General features: G+C 43.4%; 14 protein-coding genes. 6 read left to right on the forward strand and 8 right to left on the reverse strand.

The annotated features are described in order from the left end of the window. Positions 1 to 116 precede the first annotated feature (116 nt). Positions 117 to 1,955: a putative bifunctional diguanylate cyclase/phosphodiesterase gene (locus OCU90_RS22085; protein WP_061022069.1), complete on the forward strand. Its 1,839-nt coding sequence runs from the start codon at positions 117 to 119 to the stop codon at positions 1,953 to 1,955. Positions 1,956 to 2,077: 122 nt separating this feature from the next. Here OCU90_RS22085 and OCU90_RS22090 read toward each other — a convergent pair whose 3' ends face one another. The 3 genes from OCU90_RS22090 to OCU90_RS22100 all read right to left on the reverse strand — a co-directional run bounded on the left by OCU90_RS22090 (position 2,078) and on the right by OCU90_RS22100 (position 4,681). Next, on the reverse strand, positions 2,078 to 3,370 hold the full coding sequence (locus tag OCU90_RS22090; protein WP_004731836.1) for a peptidoglycan DD-metalloendopeptidase family protein: 1,293 nt from the start codon (positions 3,368 to 3,370) through the stop codon (positions 2,078 to 2,080). 231 nt (positions 3,371 to 3,601) lie between these two features. After that, the gene (locus OCU90_RS22095) at positions 3,602 to 3,901 is read right to left on the reverse strand and encodes an isoamylase early set domain-containing protein (protein WP_009845720.1); all 300 of its coding nucleotides are present in this window, start codon (positions 3,899 to 3,901) and stop codon (positions 3,602 to 3,604) included. 126 nt (positions 3,902 to 4,027) lie between these two features. Next, positions 4,028 to 4,681 (reverse strand): hypothetical protein, encoded by a 654-nt coding sequence (locus tag OCU90_RS22100; protein ID WP_061022071.1) that lies wholly within the window; start codon positions 4,679 to 4,681, stop codon positions 4,028 to 4,030. 32 nt (positions 4,682 to 4,713) lie between these two features. Here OCU90_RS22100 and OCU90_RS22105 point away from each other — a divergent pair, with 32 nt between their 5' ends. From OCU90_RS22105 to OCU90_RS22120, 4 genes are all read left to right on the forward strand, one after another. Then, the gene (locus OCU90_RS22105) at positions 4,714 to 5,196 is read left to right on the forward strand and encodes a GFA family protein (RefSeq protein WP_017077401.1); all 483 of its coding nucleotides are present in this window, start codon (positions 4,714 to 4,716) and stop codon (positions 5,194 to 5,196) included. A gap of 150 nt (positions 5,197 to 5,346) precedes the next feature. Next, positions 5,347 to 6,021: a YoaK family protein gene (locus tag OCU90_RS22110; RefSeq protein WP_004731845.1), complete on the forward strand. Its 675-nt coding sequence runs from the start codon at positions 5,347 to 5,349 to the stop codon at positions 6,019 to 6,021. 229 nt (positions 6,022 to 6,250) lie between these two features. Next, positions 6,251 to 7,621 carry a YjiH family protein gene (locus OCU90_RS22115; protein WP_017089884.1) on the forward strand — a complete coding sequence of 457 codons (1,371 nt, stop codon included), beginning with the start codon at positions 6,251 to 6,253 and terminating at the stop codon, positions 7,619 to 7,621. Positions 7,622 to 8,078: 457 nt separating this feature from the next. Continuing rightward, positions 8,079 to 9,950 carry a methyl-accepting chemotaxis protein gene (locus tag OCU90_RS22120; RefSeq protein WP_004731849.1) on the forward strand — a complete coding sequence of 624 codons (1,872 nt, stop codon included), beginning with the start codon at positions 8,079 to 8,081 and terminating at the stop codon, positions 9,948 to 9,950. A 119-nt stretch (positions 9,951 to 10,069) separates the two neighbouring features. On the opposite strand, the gene OCU90_RS22125 is transcribed toward OCU90_RS22120, so the two are convergent. Both OCU90_RS22125 and ppiC read right to left on the reverse strand, forming a co-directional pair. Beyond that, positions 10,070 to 11,482 (reverse strand): alpha-amylase family glycosyl hydrolase, encoded by a 1,413-nt coding sequence (locus tag OCU90_RS22125; protein WP_004731850.1) that lies wholly within the window; start codon positions 11,480 to 11,482, stop codon positions 10,070 to 10,072. Between the two features lie 283 nt (positions 11,483 to 11,765). Then, a complete protein-coding gene (gene ppiC / locus OCU90_RS22130) occupies positions 11,766 to 12,044 on the reverse strand; it encodes a peptidylprolyl isomerase PpiC (protein WP_004731852.1) in 279 nt (92 codons plus the stop codon). A gap of 279 nt (positions 12,045 to 12,323) precedes the next feature. On the opposite strand from ppiC, the gene OCU90_RS22135 reads away from it, so the two are divergent. Continuing rightward, entirely contained in the window at positions 12,324 to 13,238 is a 915-nt protein-coding gene (locus tag OCU90_RS22135) for a chemotaxis protein (protein ID WP_017077393.1), read from the forward strand. A 124-nt stretch (positions 13,239 to 13,362) separates the two neighbouring features. Here the strand turns inward: OCU90_RS22135 and OCU90_RS22140 are convergent, their stop codons facing one another. The 3 genes from OCU90_RS22140 to hutX form a co-directional block, all read right to left on the reverse strand. Then, the gene (locus tag OCU90_RS22140; RefSeq protein WP_004731855.1) at positions 13,363 to 13,905 is read right to left on the reverse strand and encodes an ATP:cob(I)alamin adenosyltransferase; all 543 of its coding nucleotides are present in this window, start codon (positions 13,903 to 13,905) and stop codon (positions 13,363 to 13,365) included. Positions 13,906 to 14,018: 113 nt separating this feature from the next. Beyond that, complete coding sequence (hutZ, locus tag OCU90_RS22145; protein ID WP_061022074.1) at positions 14,019 to 14,549, reverse strand: heme utilization protein HutZ; 531 nt, start codon at positions 14,547 to 14,549, stop codon at positions 14,019 to 14,021. A gap of 141 nt (positions 14,550 to 14,690) precedes the next feature. Next, positions 14,691 to 15,212 carry a heme utilization cystosolic carrier protein HutX gene (gene hutX, locus OCU90_RS22150; RefSeq protein WP_029405101.1) on the reverse strand — a complete coding sequence of 174 codons (522 nt, stop codon included), beginning with the start codon at positions 15,210 to 15,212 and terminating at the stop codon, positions 14,691 to 14,693. Positions 15,213 to 15,237: the final 25 nt, after the last annotated feature.

The following is a 15,237-nucleotide window of genomic DNA, read 5'->3' on the forward strand; positions in this document are numbered from 1 at the left end:
AATTTGAAAAATGATACAACGCGGCCAATAATAAACTAAGCGCATATAAGAATAGATGCGTACAAACTAAACACACAGGCTTACACGCTGGATCTGGTTAACTAGGGATGGTAGCTATGACTCAACAAACGTACAACAATATGATAGACACTGAGCGTATAGGGCGCTTGCTCAAGTTGGAAGGTATCGACCTTTTGGAGTCAGCAGTGCTTACCCTGCACCAAATGTTCAATACTAAGTACACCACTATCATTGAGAAAAAGTACTTTCCAGACCAAATTGTTCCTTTAGTTATTGCTCATTCTGATCACGTCTTGCATGACAGAATCAACCCTCGTCATGGGCAAATCTATCAGCAAGCCGTCAATCAAAACCACCCTGATTGCTCATTTGCTCAATACGTTGTCAAATCATTACCTACATCTGCCTTTCGGCAAGAGATTACCTCACAGAATTCCATTGCGATTCCTACACGGACTCGAAGCGGTGAAGTCATGGGGGTACTTTTTTCTACGTTTACTTCCCCACTGAGCAATGCTCAGCAACAAGAAGCGATTAAACATCATCAACTTTTTTCGGATATCATCATCCACACCCTGCGTGAGATGTGGTTCAACGATCGCTCTGAGCAACTGGTCAATCAACTCAGCTATGAAGTATCACACGATAGCTTAACAGGTCTACTTAACCGCAGTTGTTTATCTGATACGCTAGAATCAATCACTCAGCAAAACTCAACACCGTTCACGTTAGCAATACTGGACATTAATAGTTTTAAAGCGATTAACGATCTTCACGGCAACTATGTTGGAGACAAGGTACTGCAACATCTGGCTGAGATTTTGAGACGAACACTCCCAGAAAATAACCTCACCTTTAGAACGGCAGGAAATGAGTTCGCCTTCATCACCTATTACGCCGACCCAACCGCAATTTGTGAACAAATCGTCGCCAAAGTAAAACAGGGGTATAACAGTATTGATCTTAGGATCGATTTTGATATCAGCATAGGCATCGCAGGATCAACCGGAGATAGCAAAGACGTAGAGCAAATCATCTTCAACACCAGCTTGGCGTTAAAAGAATGTAAGCAATATTCGGGTACCCATATCAAGTGCTATGACACCCACTTAAGAGCTCGATATCAGAGAAAGACCGAGTTAATTACGGCCTTGAGAAATGAACTTGAAAACTCTATCTCGTTGAACAGCGGAATGTATGTTGTGGCTCAACCGATTGTTGGTCAACAAGACAAACGTTGGAAGTATTTCGAAGTACTCACTCGTTGGAAAACGGAAAAGCACGGCGACATATCCCCAGTTGAGTTTATACAAGTAGCAGAAGAATCCGGGCTAATTGTCGAGCTGGGTGAACGCATTATCGAACTGGTATGCAGAGCCAAAACGACATTAGAACAAGGCTTAGGATACAAAGTTAAGCTCGGAATAAACTGTTCAGCCCATGAGCTTACCGACTCTAAGCGTTACATTTCCTACCTCACTCGAACCATTGAACAGCATCACTTTAAGGCTGATGAGTTTGTTATTGAGCTGACCGAAACAGTATTGCTATCTCCAACTCAAGACACCAAAGACGCACTCAACTTTTTGCGAGAACAAGGCTTTACGATTGCGCTAGACGATTTCGGCACCGGTTACTCTAGCTTGAATTACATTCACAGCTATCCGATTGACTGCATTAAAATTGATGCCATTTTCATTCAAAATTTACTCACCAATTCGACATCAGAGAGCGTTGTTTGGTTGATCATCCAGCTTGCTCATCGACTCAACGTATCACTTGTCGCAGAGGGTGTGGAAAAGCGTGAACAGCTAGAGAAACTTCACGATATGGGGTGCGACAAGATCCAAGGATACCTATACTCGCCTCCTATGCGACCTGAAGCTATCGTGAGTTTAGTGACTCATTCAGAAGCACTCATTCAAAGCCCATAAAAATTAAAAATATAAAGCAGTAGCCAGACCAAAATCTAAAAAGCCGCGAAGCATGACTAAATACTTAAATATTTAGAAAAGCTCTCGCGGCTTGATTAATCGGCCTAATTTAGAGAAATCTATTAACTGTTATTAGATTGTGCTTCTAAAGCTACCTTTAACAGCTTATCAGCTTCATCTCTTGACGCTACGAACGTCGCTTTTTCCTTTTTAGGCACTGAATCAGCCATCGGAATATTCGCTGTCATCGCGTTCACAGGACGACCACGTTCGATTAACTCATAATGCAAGTGTGCACCCGTCACTCGGCCCGTTTTACCTGACAAGCCAATACGCTGACCACGAGATACCGTTTGTCCTTTACGAACTAAGATCTTACTCAAATGGAGATAACGTGTTTTGTAAGTGCTACCGTGCTGAATAACCACGTAGTTACCGGCGTATGGGTGCTTACGGGTCATGATCACTTTACCATCACCCGTCGCTTGAACTGGCGTACCAATTGGCGTCGCGAAATCTGTACCGTTGTGAGGTGAGACTCGCCCTGTCACAGGGTGTAAGCGCTTAGGATTAAACTGAGAACTCTGACGCCATCCACTGCTCACAGGGTAACGTTGGAAAGCACGTTGTAAGCTATCGCCATTGGCATCGTAATATTGCCCATCAGTGTGTAAGTACGCAGAAACAACACGATTACGATTCATGATCTTAATCGCTTCGATTTCACGCTTTCCGGTTGCGACACCATCAACAAATTGCGCTTTCTGAAGCACTTCAAACTGATCGCCAGCACGCAGGTCGCGGCTAAAGTTCAGCTTATCTTTAAGAAGCGTCACAATATGGTCAATCTCAAGACTATTCAGGCCAACCTTGTTCGCCGACATAGAGAAACTGCCGTGAATATCACCCACTAAAGGCTTTTGTTTCCATTCACCAGGAATAGAAATGTCTTCAAATTCATAGCTGCCATCTTCAAGTCGTCGGTAAACCGCTTTATCCGCAACACTAAATTGAATTTCCATTTTGGAAAGATTGCCCGTCGCCTCATCACGCCAAAAACGTAATGTGTTACTAGGACGAAGTGTGTCTAGGGCAAGGAAGTTTAAATCGGTTTCCATCACGCTCATCATCGATTTATAAGAAAATCCAAGTTGAGTGAAAATGCTACTCAAGTTATCGCCCGTTTGAATTTGATACTCAAACGTCGGCGGTTCGATAATCGCGACAGAAGAAGGTGATAGGATTGACTCAATAACGGTTGAGTCAGGTAAATCAAGATCGATCGTTTTCGTCAGATCCGATTCTGAAGATTGCAAAGCAATACCAAACGCTGCAATAAGTGGCAGTCCTAAAATAGCTACTTTTTTTACAGGTGAAAGCTCAGCAAACGGAGAGGAAAATATTTTTGAATACACGGTAAACAGGTCTTTCTACGATATAAAGGCATAGGATATGCTTTTCAAACGCATAAATCATCATTGCATTGTCATAATATGATGTGAATCTGCCCAATTTGGACTAAGTCATTGAGTTACCGTAAGTGGAAACCCGCTTCACGATTAATAATATTAACCGCCAAAATAAAAAATAAAAAAGCAGAAACGGCTAGTTTCTGCTTTCTATTGATTCACGCTACTTCATCTCGATTAAGCGTTAACCGTCGATACCAAGCAATTGTCTTCACCAAACTCATTCGGGATATAACGATCAGCATTCGCATCGTTCACCCATTGTTGGTCGTCAACTAGATAGCGGAATTGAAACTCGCCATCTTTAGGTAGGCGAGTTTTAAACTTGTAAACCTTCCCTTTGGCCAGTTTTTTCATTGGGGTGGCTTTCCAATCAAGAAAGTCAGCAACGATGGATACAGAGTTCGCTTCTTGAGCTTCTAGCTCGAAGGTCACTTCAACTTCATCTTTCGTCTTAAAAAAACGTTTATTAATCATTCGCAAGCTCCATTTGTAAAAATAGGCAGACACCAAGTATAAGGAGTGTCTAAATTTCATTCATCTAATTAAGATAATATGTAATTTAGCTCACATAAACAACAGATCCTTGCATTAACGAAAACGTTATTGCTTACCAATTGATTGCGTATCAAAAGAAAAGCTCATTAACACCTTTTCAGAAGGGGATTCTGCAAATGATTGTTCCGCAGAATGCTGAGTAAAGCCGATAAAACCTTCCCCTGTTTGTTTGCTAGCGGATTGTAAATCTTGCTGCTGAGCGACCTCTAAAGTCTGAATTTGCACTCTATCGCCTAGAAAAAGCTGGTCGACTAGCACGACACGGCTTCGCTGCTGGTCATGTTTAAACAAGCCAAGATAATAGAACACACCACTGCCTTGGTTAGATACCCACATCGGCGCGACAAAGAAACTCGCTTTGCTCAACGTGACGGCTGAAAGGTTGTTGGTGTCTACCGTTACCACACCACGCTCAACACCCGAGTCATAGCGTCCAAAGGCTATAGCTCTAGGTTCATCGACTTCATTAATAAAAGCGTACGCGTTGGTTTCGGGTACTTTAATTGTCCATGGGTTGGTCGTCTTCAAATCAAAAACGGTTTCTACAACAGGGTCATAACTGACTTGAGAAGAAGGAAACTTCGCCAAGATCTCTTCGTCACTTAAGCTAAATCGATAAATACCCGCCACTATCACGACAACCAGCATGACAATTGGAATCAGTAAAATCAGAGGTATAGGTAAGATTTTCTTTTTCATGAGCAATTATATTCTTTTGTTTTCATCCAGTTGTGCAGACCATAAAGGGCTTTAGTATAATTATCAATACAGGGTTAACCAGAAGTGGAGCATGGATGGATATCAATCATATTAAAGATAGAAATATCAGAAGTTGCGAATGCCGCTGTGGAGCAGTCAACCTAGTATGCCGAGGCGAACCTCAACGAACCTCTGTATGCCATTGCTATGAATGTCAGAAACGCACCGGAAGTGTGTTTGGTGTTCAGGCTCGATTCCCAATAGAACAAGTCACATTAAACGGAGAAGTCACCTCTTTCTCACGCATCAGTGATACGGGCAGTGAAGTGACCTATCAGTTTTGCCCTAAGTGTGGCACCACCATGCTCTTACAATCTGTTGCTGCTGCCGATTTTTATATCGTCCCGCTCGGATTATTTAAAGAGCAAGACTTTCCGCTACCGAGCTTTTCAGTCTACGAAGAACGCAAACACGGCTGGGTCAAATTTGACCATCAAATGAGTCACTACAACTAGCCTGTTACTGACCTTTATCTCGATAAAGCAACTGCATTAGAACAAACTGCAATACTGTTGCCTAAGATCAAATATCAACGCACCACAGCGCTAGCGTATCTTTTCGCTAGCGTTATAATCTGCTCCTCTTTTTAACCCAGGGTGAACCACATGATTTCTAAGCTACCTCGCTGGGTTGAATACGGCGCTTTGCTACTCGCAGGCCTTGCTGGCAGTGTTAATGCGATTGGCTTACTCGGCTTTCAGCATCAAGCGATCTCCCACATTTCAGGCACCATGTCTTTATTAGGCAGTAGCCTGCTCACACCAACTTCGGCTTCTTTACATCTATTACTGATTATCATGAGCTTTATGTTAGGTGCAGCCTTCAGCGGGTTCTTTATTGAGAACCAAGCACTGAAGTTAGGGCGTCGCTACGGCGTTGCTCTGTGTATTGAAGGGGGATTGCTATTTTTAGCACTTTGGGCACTGTTACAGGGCTACACTTCAGGTCAATACTTCGCTTCAGCAGCCTGTGGTTTACAGAACGCGATGATAACGACTTACAGCGGTGCGATCATTCGAACAACGCACATGAGCGGGATCATCACGGATCTTGGGATCATGATTGGTGCTCGCTTAAAGGGGATGCCTTTTGACCGTCGTAAAGCCAAACTGCTGATGTTCATTGTGGTTGGCTTTCTGTTTGGTGGTTTAAGCGGTGCTTGTCTGTTCCAGCGCTTTGAAATTTTGGCGCTGGCTTTCCCTGCCTCTTTCGCCTTCATTATCGCATTTAGCTACTGGCTCTACCTGACCTATCGAACTGAAACTCCAGTCAATTTATAAATATCTGGCAATATATCTTCAAGTTACGTAACATCCGCAACACTTTATTCTAAACTCTTAATGAGTTGCAGAATAACCAGTGTGAATAGTTAGCGATATTTGATGAATAGTATTGCAAGCACTATCAATACTGGGTAATCTTGCAGCCAATGAGAAAATACGGATGTTTAGAGAATAAAAACGCCAAGGATGTGGCTTTTTTACATGTAGAAATACGAGAACAATTAACATGTCTAACAACACGAATACTGCTCAACCAGAGAAATCTAAAGGCAGTTTCTGGGTTTTCTTAATCCCATCTCTGATTGGTTTATTCCTTTTCATGGCACCAATCAGCTACCAAGGTGATCTAACGATCCCTGTCGCTATTCTAGCTAAATCAATTCAAGCGGTTTTCGGTGAGTCTCTAGTTGCTATTATCACTGCAATCGTTGCCTTCATGTCTGTAGCTTCCGTTTTAAGCACCATTTTCAAGCCTGCATTCATTACATCGAACTCATTTTTGAACGGCCTTTTCAATCCATCTCCACTGTGGTTGTTGGTTCGTCTGATCGGTGGTGCTGCAGCATTCATGGCTTTCTTCCAAGTAGGCCCTGAGTTTATCTGGGAAGAAAACACTGGTGGCTTAGTCCTAGAAGGGCTACTTCCAACACTGTTCTCAGTATTTATCTTTGCAGGTTTACTACTGCCACTGCTGCTTAACTTTGGTCTGCTAGAACTATTCGGCACTTTGCTAAGTAAAGTGATGCGTCCAATCTTCAACCTGCCAGGTCGTAGTGCTATCGACTGTATGGCTTCTTGGTTGGGTGACGGCAGCGTTGGTATCCTTCTTACAAGCAAACAGTACGAAAAGAAATTCTACACTCAACGTGAAGCTGCGGTTGTTGGTACGACTTTCTCTGCAGTATCTATCACGTTCAGCCTTGTGGTTATTGCTCAAGTAGAGCTAGAGCACCTATTCCTGCCTTTCTACGCAGCAATCTGTCTAGCGGGTATTGTGGCTGCGGTAATCATCCCTCGCCTTCCGCCACTAAGTATGAAGAAAGACACCTTCATTGATGGCAGCAAGCCTCACAAAGACGCTGACGCTATCCCAGCGGGTCACTCAACATTCTCTTGGGGTCTTGAGCTAGCAGTAAGCAAAGCATCACAAGTTAAGTCAGCTAAGTCAGTATTTGCTGAAGGCATCCGTAACGCCGTGGATATGGTATTTGGCGTACTGCCTGTGGTGATGGGCCTTGGTACGATGGCACTGGTTATTGCGGAATACACATCGGTATTCTCATTCCTAGGTCAACCTTTTATTCCGTTCCTAGAGCTACTTGGTGTTCCTGAAGCGGTTGCGGCATCTGAAACCATCGTGGTTGGTTTTGCAGACATGTTCATCCCAGCAATCCTTGCGGCTTCTATCGACAACGAAATGACTCGCTTTGTTATTGCTGCAATGTCGGTAACTCAGCTGATCTACATGTCTGAAGTAGGTGCTCTGCTTCTAGGCAGTAAGATTCCAGTGAACATCCTCGAGCTGTTTATTATCTTTATTCTGCGTACGTTAATTACACTTCCGGTTATCGCTGGTGTAGCACATCTAATATTCTAAATTAGACCCTACTGATATAGCGCAATTAAGAACTATTTTATAAAGCCTCACTTTTGTGGGGCTTTTTATTGCCAGTAAATACATTCCCTACCCGCTTAAAATACATTCACCCACCCACCAGAAATACAGCCAATATATAAAATTGGCATATCATTTAATTTCATATCTGTTTACCTTCCTTCTCGTCTGAGAATAGAAAACAACACACATAAACGCTAAATTAATACATTCTTAATGCTCTTACACTCCGATTAAACCAATTCTTCAACTCATTGAACCAAATAACAAAAGTAGCAAATATGTAAATAAGTGAATTTTGCATTGTGTGGGTTGTTGTATTTTTGTAGTCTATTTTGTGAAATTAAACTCAAGTAAATTTCAATCTAGTCGATATATATAATTACAAAAATACGATTAACTTTAGTCTTCGCAAAGTCTGTGAGAAGGGGAAAACTCAATGAAATTTAGCCATAAGGTGGTTGCTGCATCATCAGCCTTGCTGCTAGTGACAGTATCATTGCTTTCAATACAACAACTTTACACTGTAAGAAGTGCTGTAGAAAACCACGTCAATGCAAGCCTGAAAGAAATGGTCTCTGGCGTTAAAAATACCGTCGAATCAGAGATGAACGCCAAGAAAGCGTTGGCTCAATCGACGACTGAAGTCATCGAGATCAACCCTGAAGATCGTACTTACGTAAAAGAAATATTAGAAAAGCCAAAGCTTAAAAGCAGCTTCCTAGCGGTTGGCTTTGGTTACGAAGCAAACGGTTTCGTTATTGAAAATGATGACGGTTGGGAAGCTGGCCCTGATTACGATCCACGAATTCGCCCTTGGTACATTGATGCTAAATCCAAAAACAGTTTAGTTGTTACCGCTCCTTATGTGGATGCATCAAGTAAGAAAGTCATCATCTCTGTAGGTACGCCAGTTAAAGACAACGGCCGCTTCACGGCAGGTATGTTCTACGACCTAGAATTGACTAACCTTGCGACATTGGTAAACCAAGTGAACTTGTTCGATGCTGGCTACCTATTCCTAGTCACTGCCGACGGCACAACGATTGCTCACCCGAATGCGAAAAACAATGGCGAAATGCTTTCAAGCTACATGCCACAAGCAAGCATTCGTGAAGGCTCTCAAGAAATTGAAGTCGACGGCAAGATGTTCCTAGTGAACTTCACTCACATCCCAAGTGAAGATTGGTACATAGGTGCAATCCTTGATGAAGAGATCGCTTACCAAACCGTTGAAGATTTGAAAAACAGCTCAATGATCTACTCGTTGATTGCGGTTATTCTCAGCATCATTGCACTGACTGTTTTGATTCGTGTGTTAATGCGTCCACTTGATGTGCTTAACCAAGCAATTCAAGATGTGGCGAGCGGTCAAGGTGACTTAACTAAGCGCCTAGATACCAACACAGACCAAGAGTTCTCTGACCTAGCAAAAGGTTTCAATACCTTTACTGAAAACCTGCAAAACCAAATCATTCAATCAAAAGCGATTGGTGTTGAGATTAAGCGTGGTACTGAAATCACGGTTAAAGGTGCAGGTGAATCAGCAAACGCGATGAATACCCAACTGCAAGAGCTTGAGCAATTAGCAACCGCAATGAACGAGATGGCAGTGACTGCAACAGAAGTAGCGAACAACGCTCAAGGCGCAGCAGCAGCGGCTCGTGAAGCAGACGAAGCAACGCTAGACGGTACATCTGTAGTCAGTGATACCACTCAAGCGATTGATAACCTTTCAGCACGTATCGACCAAGCGGTTGCAGAAGTACAAGTACTGGAATCAGCGACAGCCAACATCGAAACGATTCTTAAAGTAATCAACGATATTGCAGACCAAACCAACCTACTGGCGTTGAATGCGGCGATTGAAGCGGCGCGCGCTGGTGAATCAGGCCGTGGTTTCGCAGTCGTTGCCGATGAAGTTCGAACTCTGGCACAACGTACTCAAGAATCGACCACTGAAATCCGCAACATGATCGAGCAACTCCAAGCGGGTGCAAGCTCAGTATCGAACGCGATGAACCAAAGTAAAGACACAGCCACTGACGCCGTAGAACGCGCTCAGCAAGCAAACTCTTCACTTGACCGCATCCGTGACGCGATTCAGCGTATCTCTGATATGAATATTCAGATTGCTTCAGCAGCAGAAGAGCAGAGCTTAGTAGCGGAAGAGATCAACAACAACACAGTTAAGATCAAAGACCTTTCAACACAAGTATCCAACGCAGCTCAAGAAGCAAACACGGCAATGCAGGTACAAACTGACAATGTTCGTGCACAGGATGAACTATTGAACAAGTTCACGGTTTAATCGCCTGTCTGTTTAACTAACGCTCCGCTTAGTAACCAATAAACAGCTTCAAATAAAAAGCCCCGCTTACTGATTGCTAGTAAGCGGGGCTTTCTTTTCAGTCTTATCTTTCTAACCGATTAGACGTAACTCATCACAGGTTCGAACTCATTGGTCGTCAGCATCATGCACTGATTAGATTCAACCTGAATGGTTAACGTCTTATCGACACAATCAAACACTGCACCAGACAACAAATCCGTTACTGTACCAGTCCAAGTCAGTGATGCCGTTTTACTTCGCTTCGACTTGTTGATCACCACAATGCCTTTGTCGCCACGGACAAACACCAGCAAATCATCATTTGCCTCAACCACACGCATCGCTTCGCCATGAACATGGTTATGGAACTGAATCATGTTTTTCATGTAAGGCGCTTGCCAATCGTTAAGCCAACGAGGCTGACCACTCTGATCCAGAATGCCGCTGGTACTCAGTTCACTGTAAACAAGCGGCACACCGCCGTCTCGACCAAGAATAAAGGCATGCGCTAATCGCTCGTCAACTTCACCCATTACGTGATCCAAAAATACTTCATTATTTGGAATATCATGAGTGACGGCAAAAGTGATTGCTCGCATATTCGATAACGCCTGACCAAAACAGTAAGGGTTGATCAGAGATTTAAAGCTGCCCTGCTCTTCAAAGGATTTGAAAATAGTATTGAACAGAGGGAAATCGTAAGCGCCTAAGCGAGTGTGTTTGAGGTAAGGCTCAAGGAACAACTCGTACTCTTCTTTGGTCGCACCACCATCAGTAATGATCTCGCCAAAGATGTGCATTTCTTCGCAGATATCATCAGTCCACACCTTACGTAGATGTGACAGTGTCATGTGTTTCGCTGCGTCTATGCGAAACCCTTTCACGCCAATCTCTTTTAAGGCTTTTAGGTAAGCTCTCTGCTGAGCGACCACATTGTCGTTATCTAACAGCGTTGGCAAGCCAGGGTCACTAACTCCACCGGTAATACGTCCGTTCTGCACTTCCCAAGTGTCTTTCCAGTTTTTGATACCAAACGCTTCAACAAAGTCGTTTTCATCAAATAAAGGCTTAGAAAGGTCGCCAAACAAACGTATAGATTCGTAATAGTCAGCATCTTCTTGATAAGACGCCATGTCTTGCTGATTTGGATACGTTAAATCGCCACGGATACCCGACTCGTTGGCCATGTGGTTAAACACGACGTCCACATAGGTACGAAGCCCGTGTTGCTTTAACGTGTTCACCATCGCAGTGAAATCTTGCGTGTCACCCAGCTGATTATCAATCACACGATAATCTTGTGGTTGATAGCGCTGCCACCATTGGGTGCCAGAATCACGGTCGCAACCTTTAGGTCCGCGTAACGACTTCATTGCCGGTGATACTAAAACAGATTTATAACCCAATTCTTGGATCAGTGGGGCGTTCTTCATTACGTCAGCGTAGCACCAGTCAAAGGCATGCAATATCACATCTGTCGCTGGGTTGCTTAACATAGCTGAACTATCCATGTTGTTCTCCTACCAAACTTGTTTACAGCTTTCTAGATAAATACAAAGGCTAAAAGGCAAAGCTGCATAAATTTCCTTAAGAATGGTATTTATTATATGAGTTACTCATTAAAAACCCTCCTCCTCCCACCGATTAGTCACGGCGGATAGTCAAGGGCGTAGTGCCAATTATCGCATAACGTCTGGGATGAACACTCAGCCATAGTGCTTTTAAATGCGCAAAAAAGTGACAAAAAAGGAGCGTATATACGCTCCTTTTATTCAATCTAACACATATTTATGACTAAGTTCTGTAAAGAACCTTCACGACGTGCCAGCCAAATTTTGTTTTTACAAGGTGTGGTACTAGCGTCTCGCCAGAGAAACAAACCTTATCAAACTGAGGCACCATTTGACCTTTTTTGAACTCGCCTAGGTCGCCGCCCTTTTTACCAGATGGACACGTTGAATGTTTCTTCGCTAGCGTTTGAAACTTAGCGCCTTTTTTAAGCTGCTTGATGATGTCTTCTGCTACTTCTTTGTGCTTCACCAAAATATGAAGCGCTGCTGCTGTTCTTGCCATGATAATTCTCAGTGTGTTGCGGTCAGTTTACTTACGACGGTTTAGAACATCGTTAATGAACGGACTGTTGTAATTCTGTTTATCGCTAACGACTTGTCGACATAAAACCATCGACAGCGCGCGTTTAGCGTGATTTTAACCCAAGAACTGTCAATCTTCACTCTATAACCGAAAACAACTGCCTTAAAGCCCCTAAAAACCGTATAGTGACTTGCCGACACCCCTGTTTCCCTTTAAATTAATCCTTATAAATTAAGCGCGTATTAAGTAGGAGCCACTATGGCCAAACCGATCAGTAAAGCGAGTCAGTCACAGGGAATGTTGATGTTCAAATTATCCCTTACTCAAAGTTTTGCGATTGGCACGCTTAAGGTAAGAGAAATAGTGCCTTTTCAGCCGATGACTCAAATCCCATACTCCCATCATCACGTGATTGGTACGGTGACCATCCGTGATCTTACGGTTCCAGTCATTGATATGTCTGCAGCGATTGGCTTTCGACCGATAACACCCGCTGAATACCAAGATTGTGTGCTCATCGTCACCGATTGTTTAAGAACAGTAGTGGCCTTTTTGGTTCGTTCGATTGATAAAATCATTGAATGTGATTGGAAAAGCATTGAATCGCCACCGGCCAGCGTGGGTCGTAATGTGTTTGTGACGGGTATTACGCGTTTTGAAGATCGTATCGTGCAAATGCTCGACGTGGAGTTATTACTTTCTAAGATCTACCCGGCTTATGAAAACGCACATATTCCAATGCTGACCGATGTAGAAAGGGAGCGTCTCAAAGCGCTGAATATCTTATTGGTTGATGACTCTTTAATCGCGCGGAAACAGCTATCAGATGCCTTAGACAGCATCAACATCCCTTACAGCATTTGTAATAACGGCTTAGATGCTATTGACCTGATGCGAGGCGAGGCCGCAAAAGGTACAGCAATTGATCTACTCGTGAGTGATATTGAGATGCCTGGACTCGATGGCTATGAGCTTGCGTTTGAAGTACAAAATGACAGCGCACTGAGTCATGCCTACTGTATTTTGCATACCTCACTGTCCAGTGAAATCTGTGTCGACCGAGCCAATCAGGTAGGTGCACATGAAGCGCTTGAGAAGTTCAATGCGGGCGAATTAATCGAAGCCATGCTACGCGGCGCAAAAGTCTTAAACGAAGCCTCTACCGCTGCTTAGACGCTATTTTGGAAGCTAAACCTAGCATCATGCTTAATGGTTTAGCTTCTTAGCTTCTTAGCTTCTTAGCTTCTTAGCTTCTTAAGGATTAGATATTAGATATGAATCAATATAGAGCTCTTCCTTAAGATTTCTTTGGCATAGAATAACTCTTACTCACAAATTCCACTTCTTCAACTTCATTGACATGATTGGTAAAAGACGCCAATGCATAGAGTGTGTTCGCGACTAAGTTGGCGTATTTGAAAAGAATCGGGTCTGGCGACTTTTTGCTTTCATGATGTTCAATACTCACCAAAGCTCGCACGACCTTTTTAGCCTGACAACGACACAAGTGAAGTTCACTAGACACTCGATGCCCGCCGGGTAAGACAAACCCTTTGAACCCGCCTTCTAGCTGCTCACGGATACGATGATAGTCTTGCTTGAGCTCGACCAATTCAGACTCGGTGATGGCAAGCTTACCGCGCACAGAGCCATTCAAGTGATAGATGTTTGGCTGCAAGCGTTGCAGGATCTCACGAACCTGAGGCTCTAGCTCTAAAGACAACACCAATCCAACTCGGCAACAAAGTTCATCCGACAAAATCTCAAAATCACAGATAGGACTGTCTTCATAGATAAACGGATAACAAAACTCGTCCCAATCTCGACTTACTGGTTTCACGTACCGATCCTTACAAATAAATAGTCATCAAACGCCAATATACCAAACTCTTTGATTTAGACATAAAAAAGCCCTCACATTGGAGGGCTCCTGAAGAAATCAGTTAAACGAGATTACTCGTTAGATACTTTTTTGTGGCCTTCTTGTAGGTGAACGAAATCCACCAGATCGTCGCCAGACACTTGGTATGCCTGACCAAAGCCTTTCACGAACAGTCCATTCTCTGCTTTAAGGTTGAACAGAGAGAAATCTTGAAGCTGACTCAAACCATCAATGATTTCACCAAAACGCTCTTGCATCTGGCCGATCACTTGAGTCCAAAGTTCCGTTTCACGCTCCACAACACTTGCTTGAGCATCAAACGTTAAACGCTTACGCGCGTAAAGCTGCTTCGAGCTCTCTTCGTCTTCGATCATCATCAAAGAGACTTGAGGGTTCGCTTTCAAGTTACGAGCATGACGAGCAATATCAGAAATGAGAACAAAGTAACCTTCTTGGTTCTGAACGAAAGGCGCGTAACTTACGTTCGGGCGACCTTCTTCATCAACCGTTGCAAGTTGAAGGGTACGGCGCTCTTGGCGAAACTCTTTAATTTCTGGACCTAGGCGACCTTGTAGACGTTCTTGTTTTACTTGGTGTTCCATGGGTAATTCCTTTCTTCACTTTCTCTGATTTATTATTTTTGCCCGAGGTTGAGCGATCATCAGCGAACTAAACGATCCTCGAGCATTGATGTACTATTTAAGCGATTAGGCAACCTTATTTAAGCTTGCCGTTAAGTCTGGTTAAGCTTGTTCTTTTAGTGCTTTGAAGCGTTCAACTTGGTCGGCAATAAGTTCACGCTTTTCATTGCGGCCTAGGTAGATCTTAAAAATGTTCTCGCCCGTTTCACTGAAGAAACCGAAGTAATGACTTTCACGACCCATGAACGCCTTGCTCACCAAACCAACGTGTTTGATGTTGTCGAGTTTCAGGTGGCCATGAAGCTCGCCCTCTTTGCCCATCAAGTTGTAGTAACCACGCGCGACTTTACCTTTCGGGAATGGCGCTTTTACTTCGAAGATTGAGCCGAATGAATGCATAATTGTGGTCACTGGGCCCCAACCAACCAAACCTTCTAGAATCTCTTGAGCACGGCTGCCATCTAGCATTACCGCCATATCGTTTGGAAAAGCAGCAACCACTTCAACCTCTGAAACACCTAGCTTCTCAGCAATTGCTGTCGGCAGTAGTTTTGGCTCTTCTTCTAAAATTCGAGCTACGCTTTGTTCTAGAGTTTCTGTCATTTCTAATGTTGTATCTGTCATTGAATAGGTTCCGTATAAACGAGTA

The sequence above is a fragment of the Vibrio splendidus genome, from assembly GCF_024347615.1.
GTDB lineage: Bacteria > Pseudomonadota > Gammaproteobacteria > Enterobacterales > Vibrionaceae > Vibrio > Vibrio splendidus.

What these genes read in the sequence shown, in the direction of transcription:
- OCU90_RS22085 (WP_061022069.1), top strand. Translation starts at nt 117, where the DNA reads ATGACTCAACAAACGTACAACAATATGATAGACACTGAGCGTATAGGG.
- OCU90_RS22110 (WP_004731845.1), top strand. Translation starts at nt 5,347, where the DNA reads ATGATTTCTAAGCTACCTCGCTGGGTTGAATACGGCGCTTTGCTACTC.
- ppiC (WP_004731852.1), bottom strand. Translation starts at nt 12,044, where the DNA reads ATGGCAAGAACAGCAGCAGCGCTTCATATTTTGGTGAAGCACAAAGAA.
- OCU90_RS22115 (WP_017089884.1), top strand. Translation starts at nt 6,251, where the DNA reads ATGTCTAACAACACGAATACTGCTCAACCAGAGAAATCTAAAGGCAGT.
- OCU90_RS22135 (WP_017077393.1), top strand. Translation starts at nt 12,324, where the DNA reads ATGGCCAAACCGATCAGTAAAGCGAGTCAGTCACAGGGAATGTTGATG.
- hutZ (WP_061022074.1), bottom strand. Translation starts at nt 14,549, where the DNA reads ATGGAACACCAAGTAAAACAAGAACGTCTACAAGGTCGCCTAGGTCCA.
- OCU90_RS22095 (WP_009845720.1), bottom strand. Translation starts at nt 3,901, where the DNA reads ATGATTAATAAACGTTTTTTTAAGACGAAAGATGAAGTTGAAGTGACC.
- OCU90_RS22100 (WP_061022071.1), bottom strand. Translation starts at nt 4,681, where the DNA reads ATGAAAAAGAAAATCTTACCTATACCTCTGATTTTACTGATTCCAATT.
- OCU90_RS22125 (WP_004731850.1), bottom strand. Translation starts at nt 11,482, where the DNA reads ATGGATAGTTCAGCTATGTTAAGCAACCCAGCGACAGATGTGATATTG.
- hutX (WP_029405101.1), bottom strand. Translation starts at nt 15,212, where the DNA reads ATGACAGATACAACATTAGAAATGACAGAAACTCTAGAACAAAGCGTA.
- OCU90_RS22120 (WP_004731849.1), top strand. Translation starts at nt 8,079, where the DNA reads ATGAAATTTAGCCATAAGGTGGTTGCTGCATCATCAGCCTTGCTGCTA.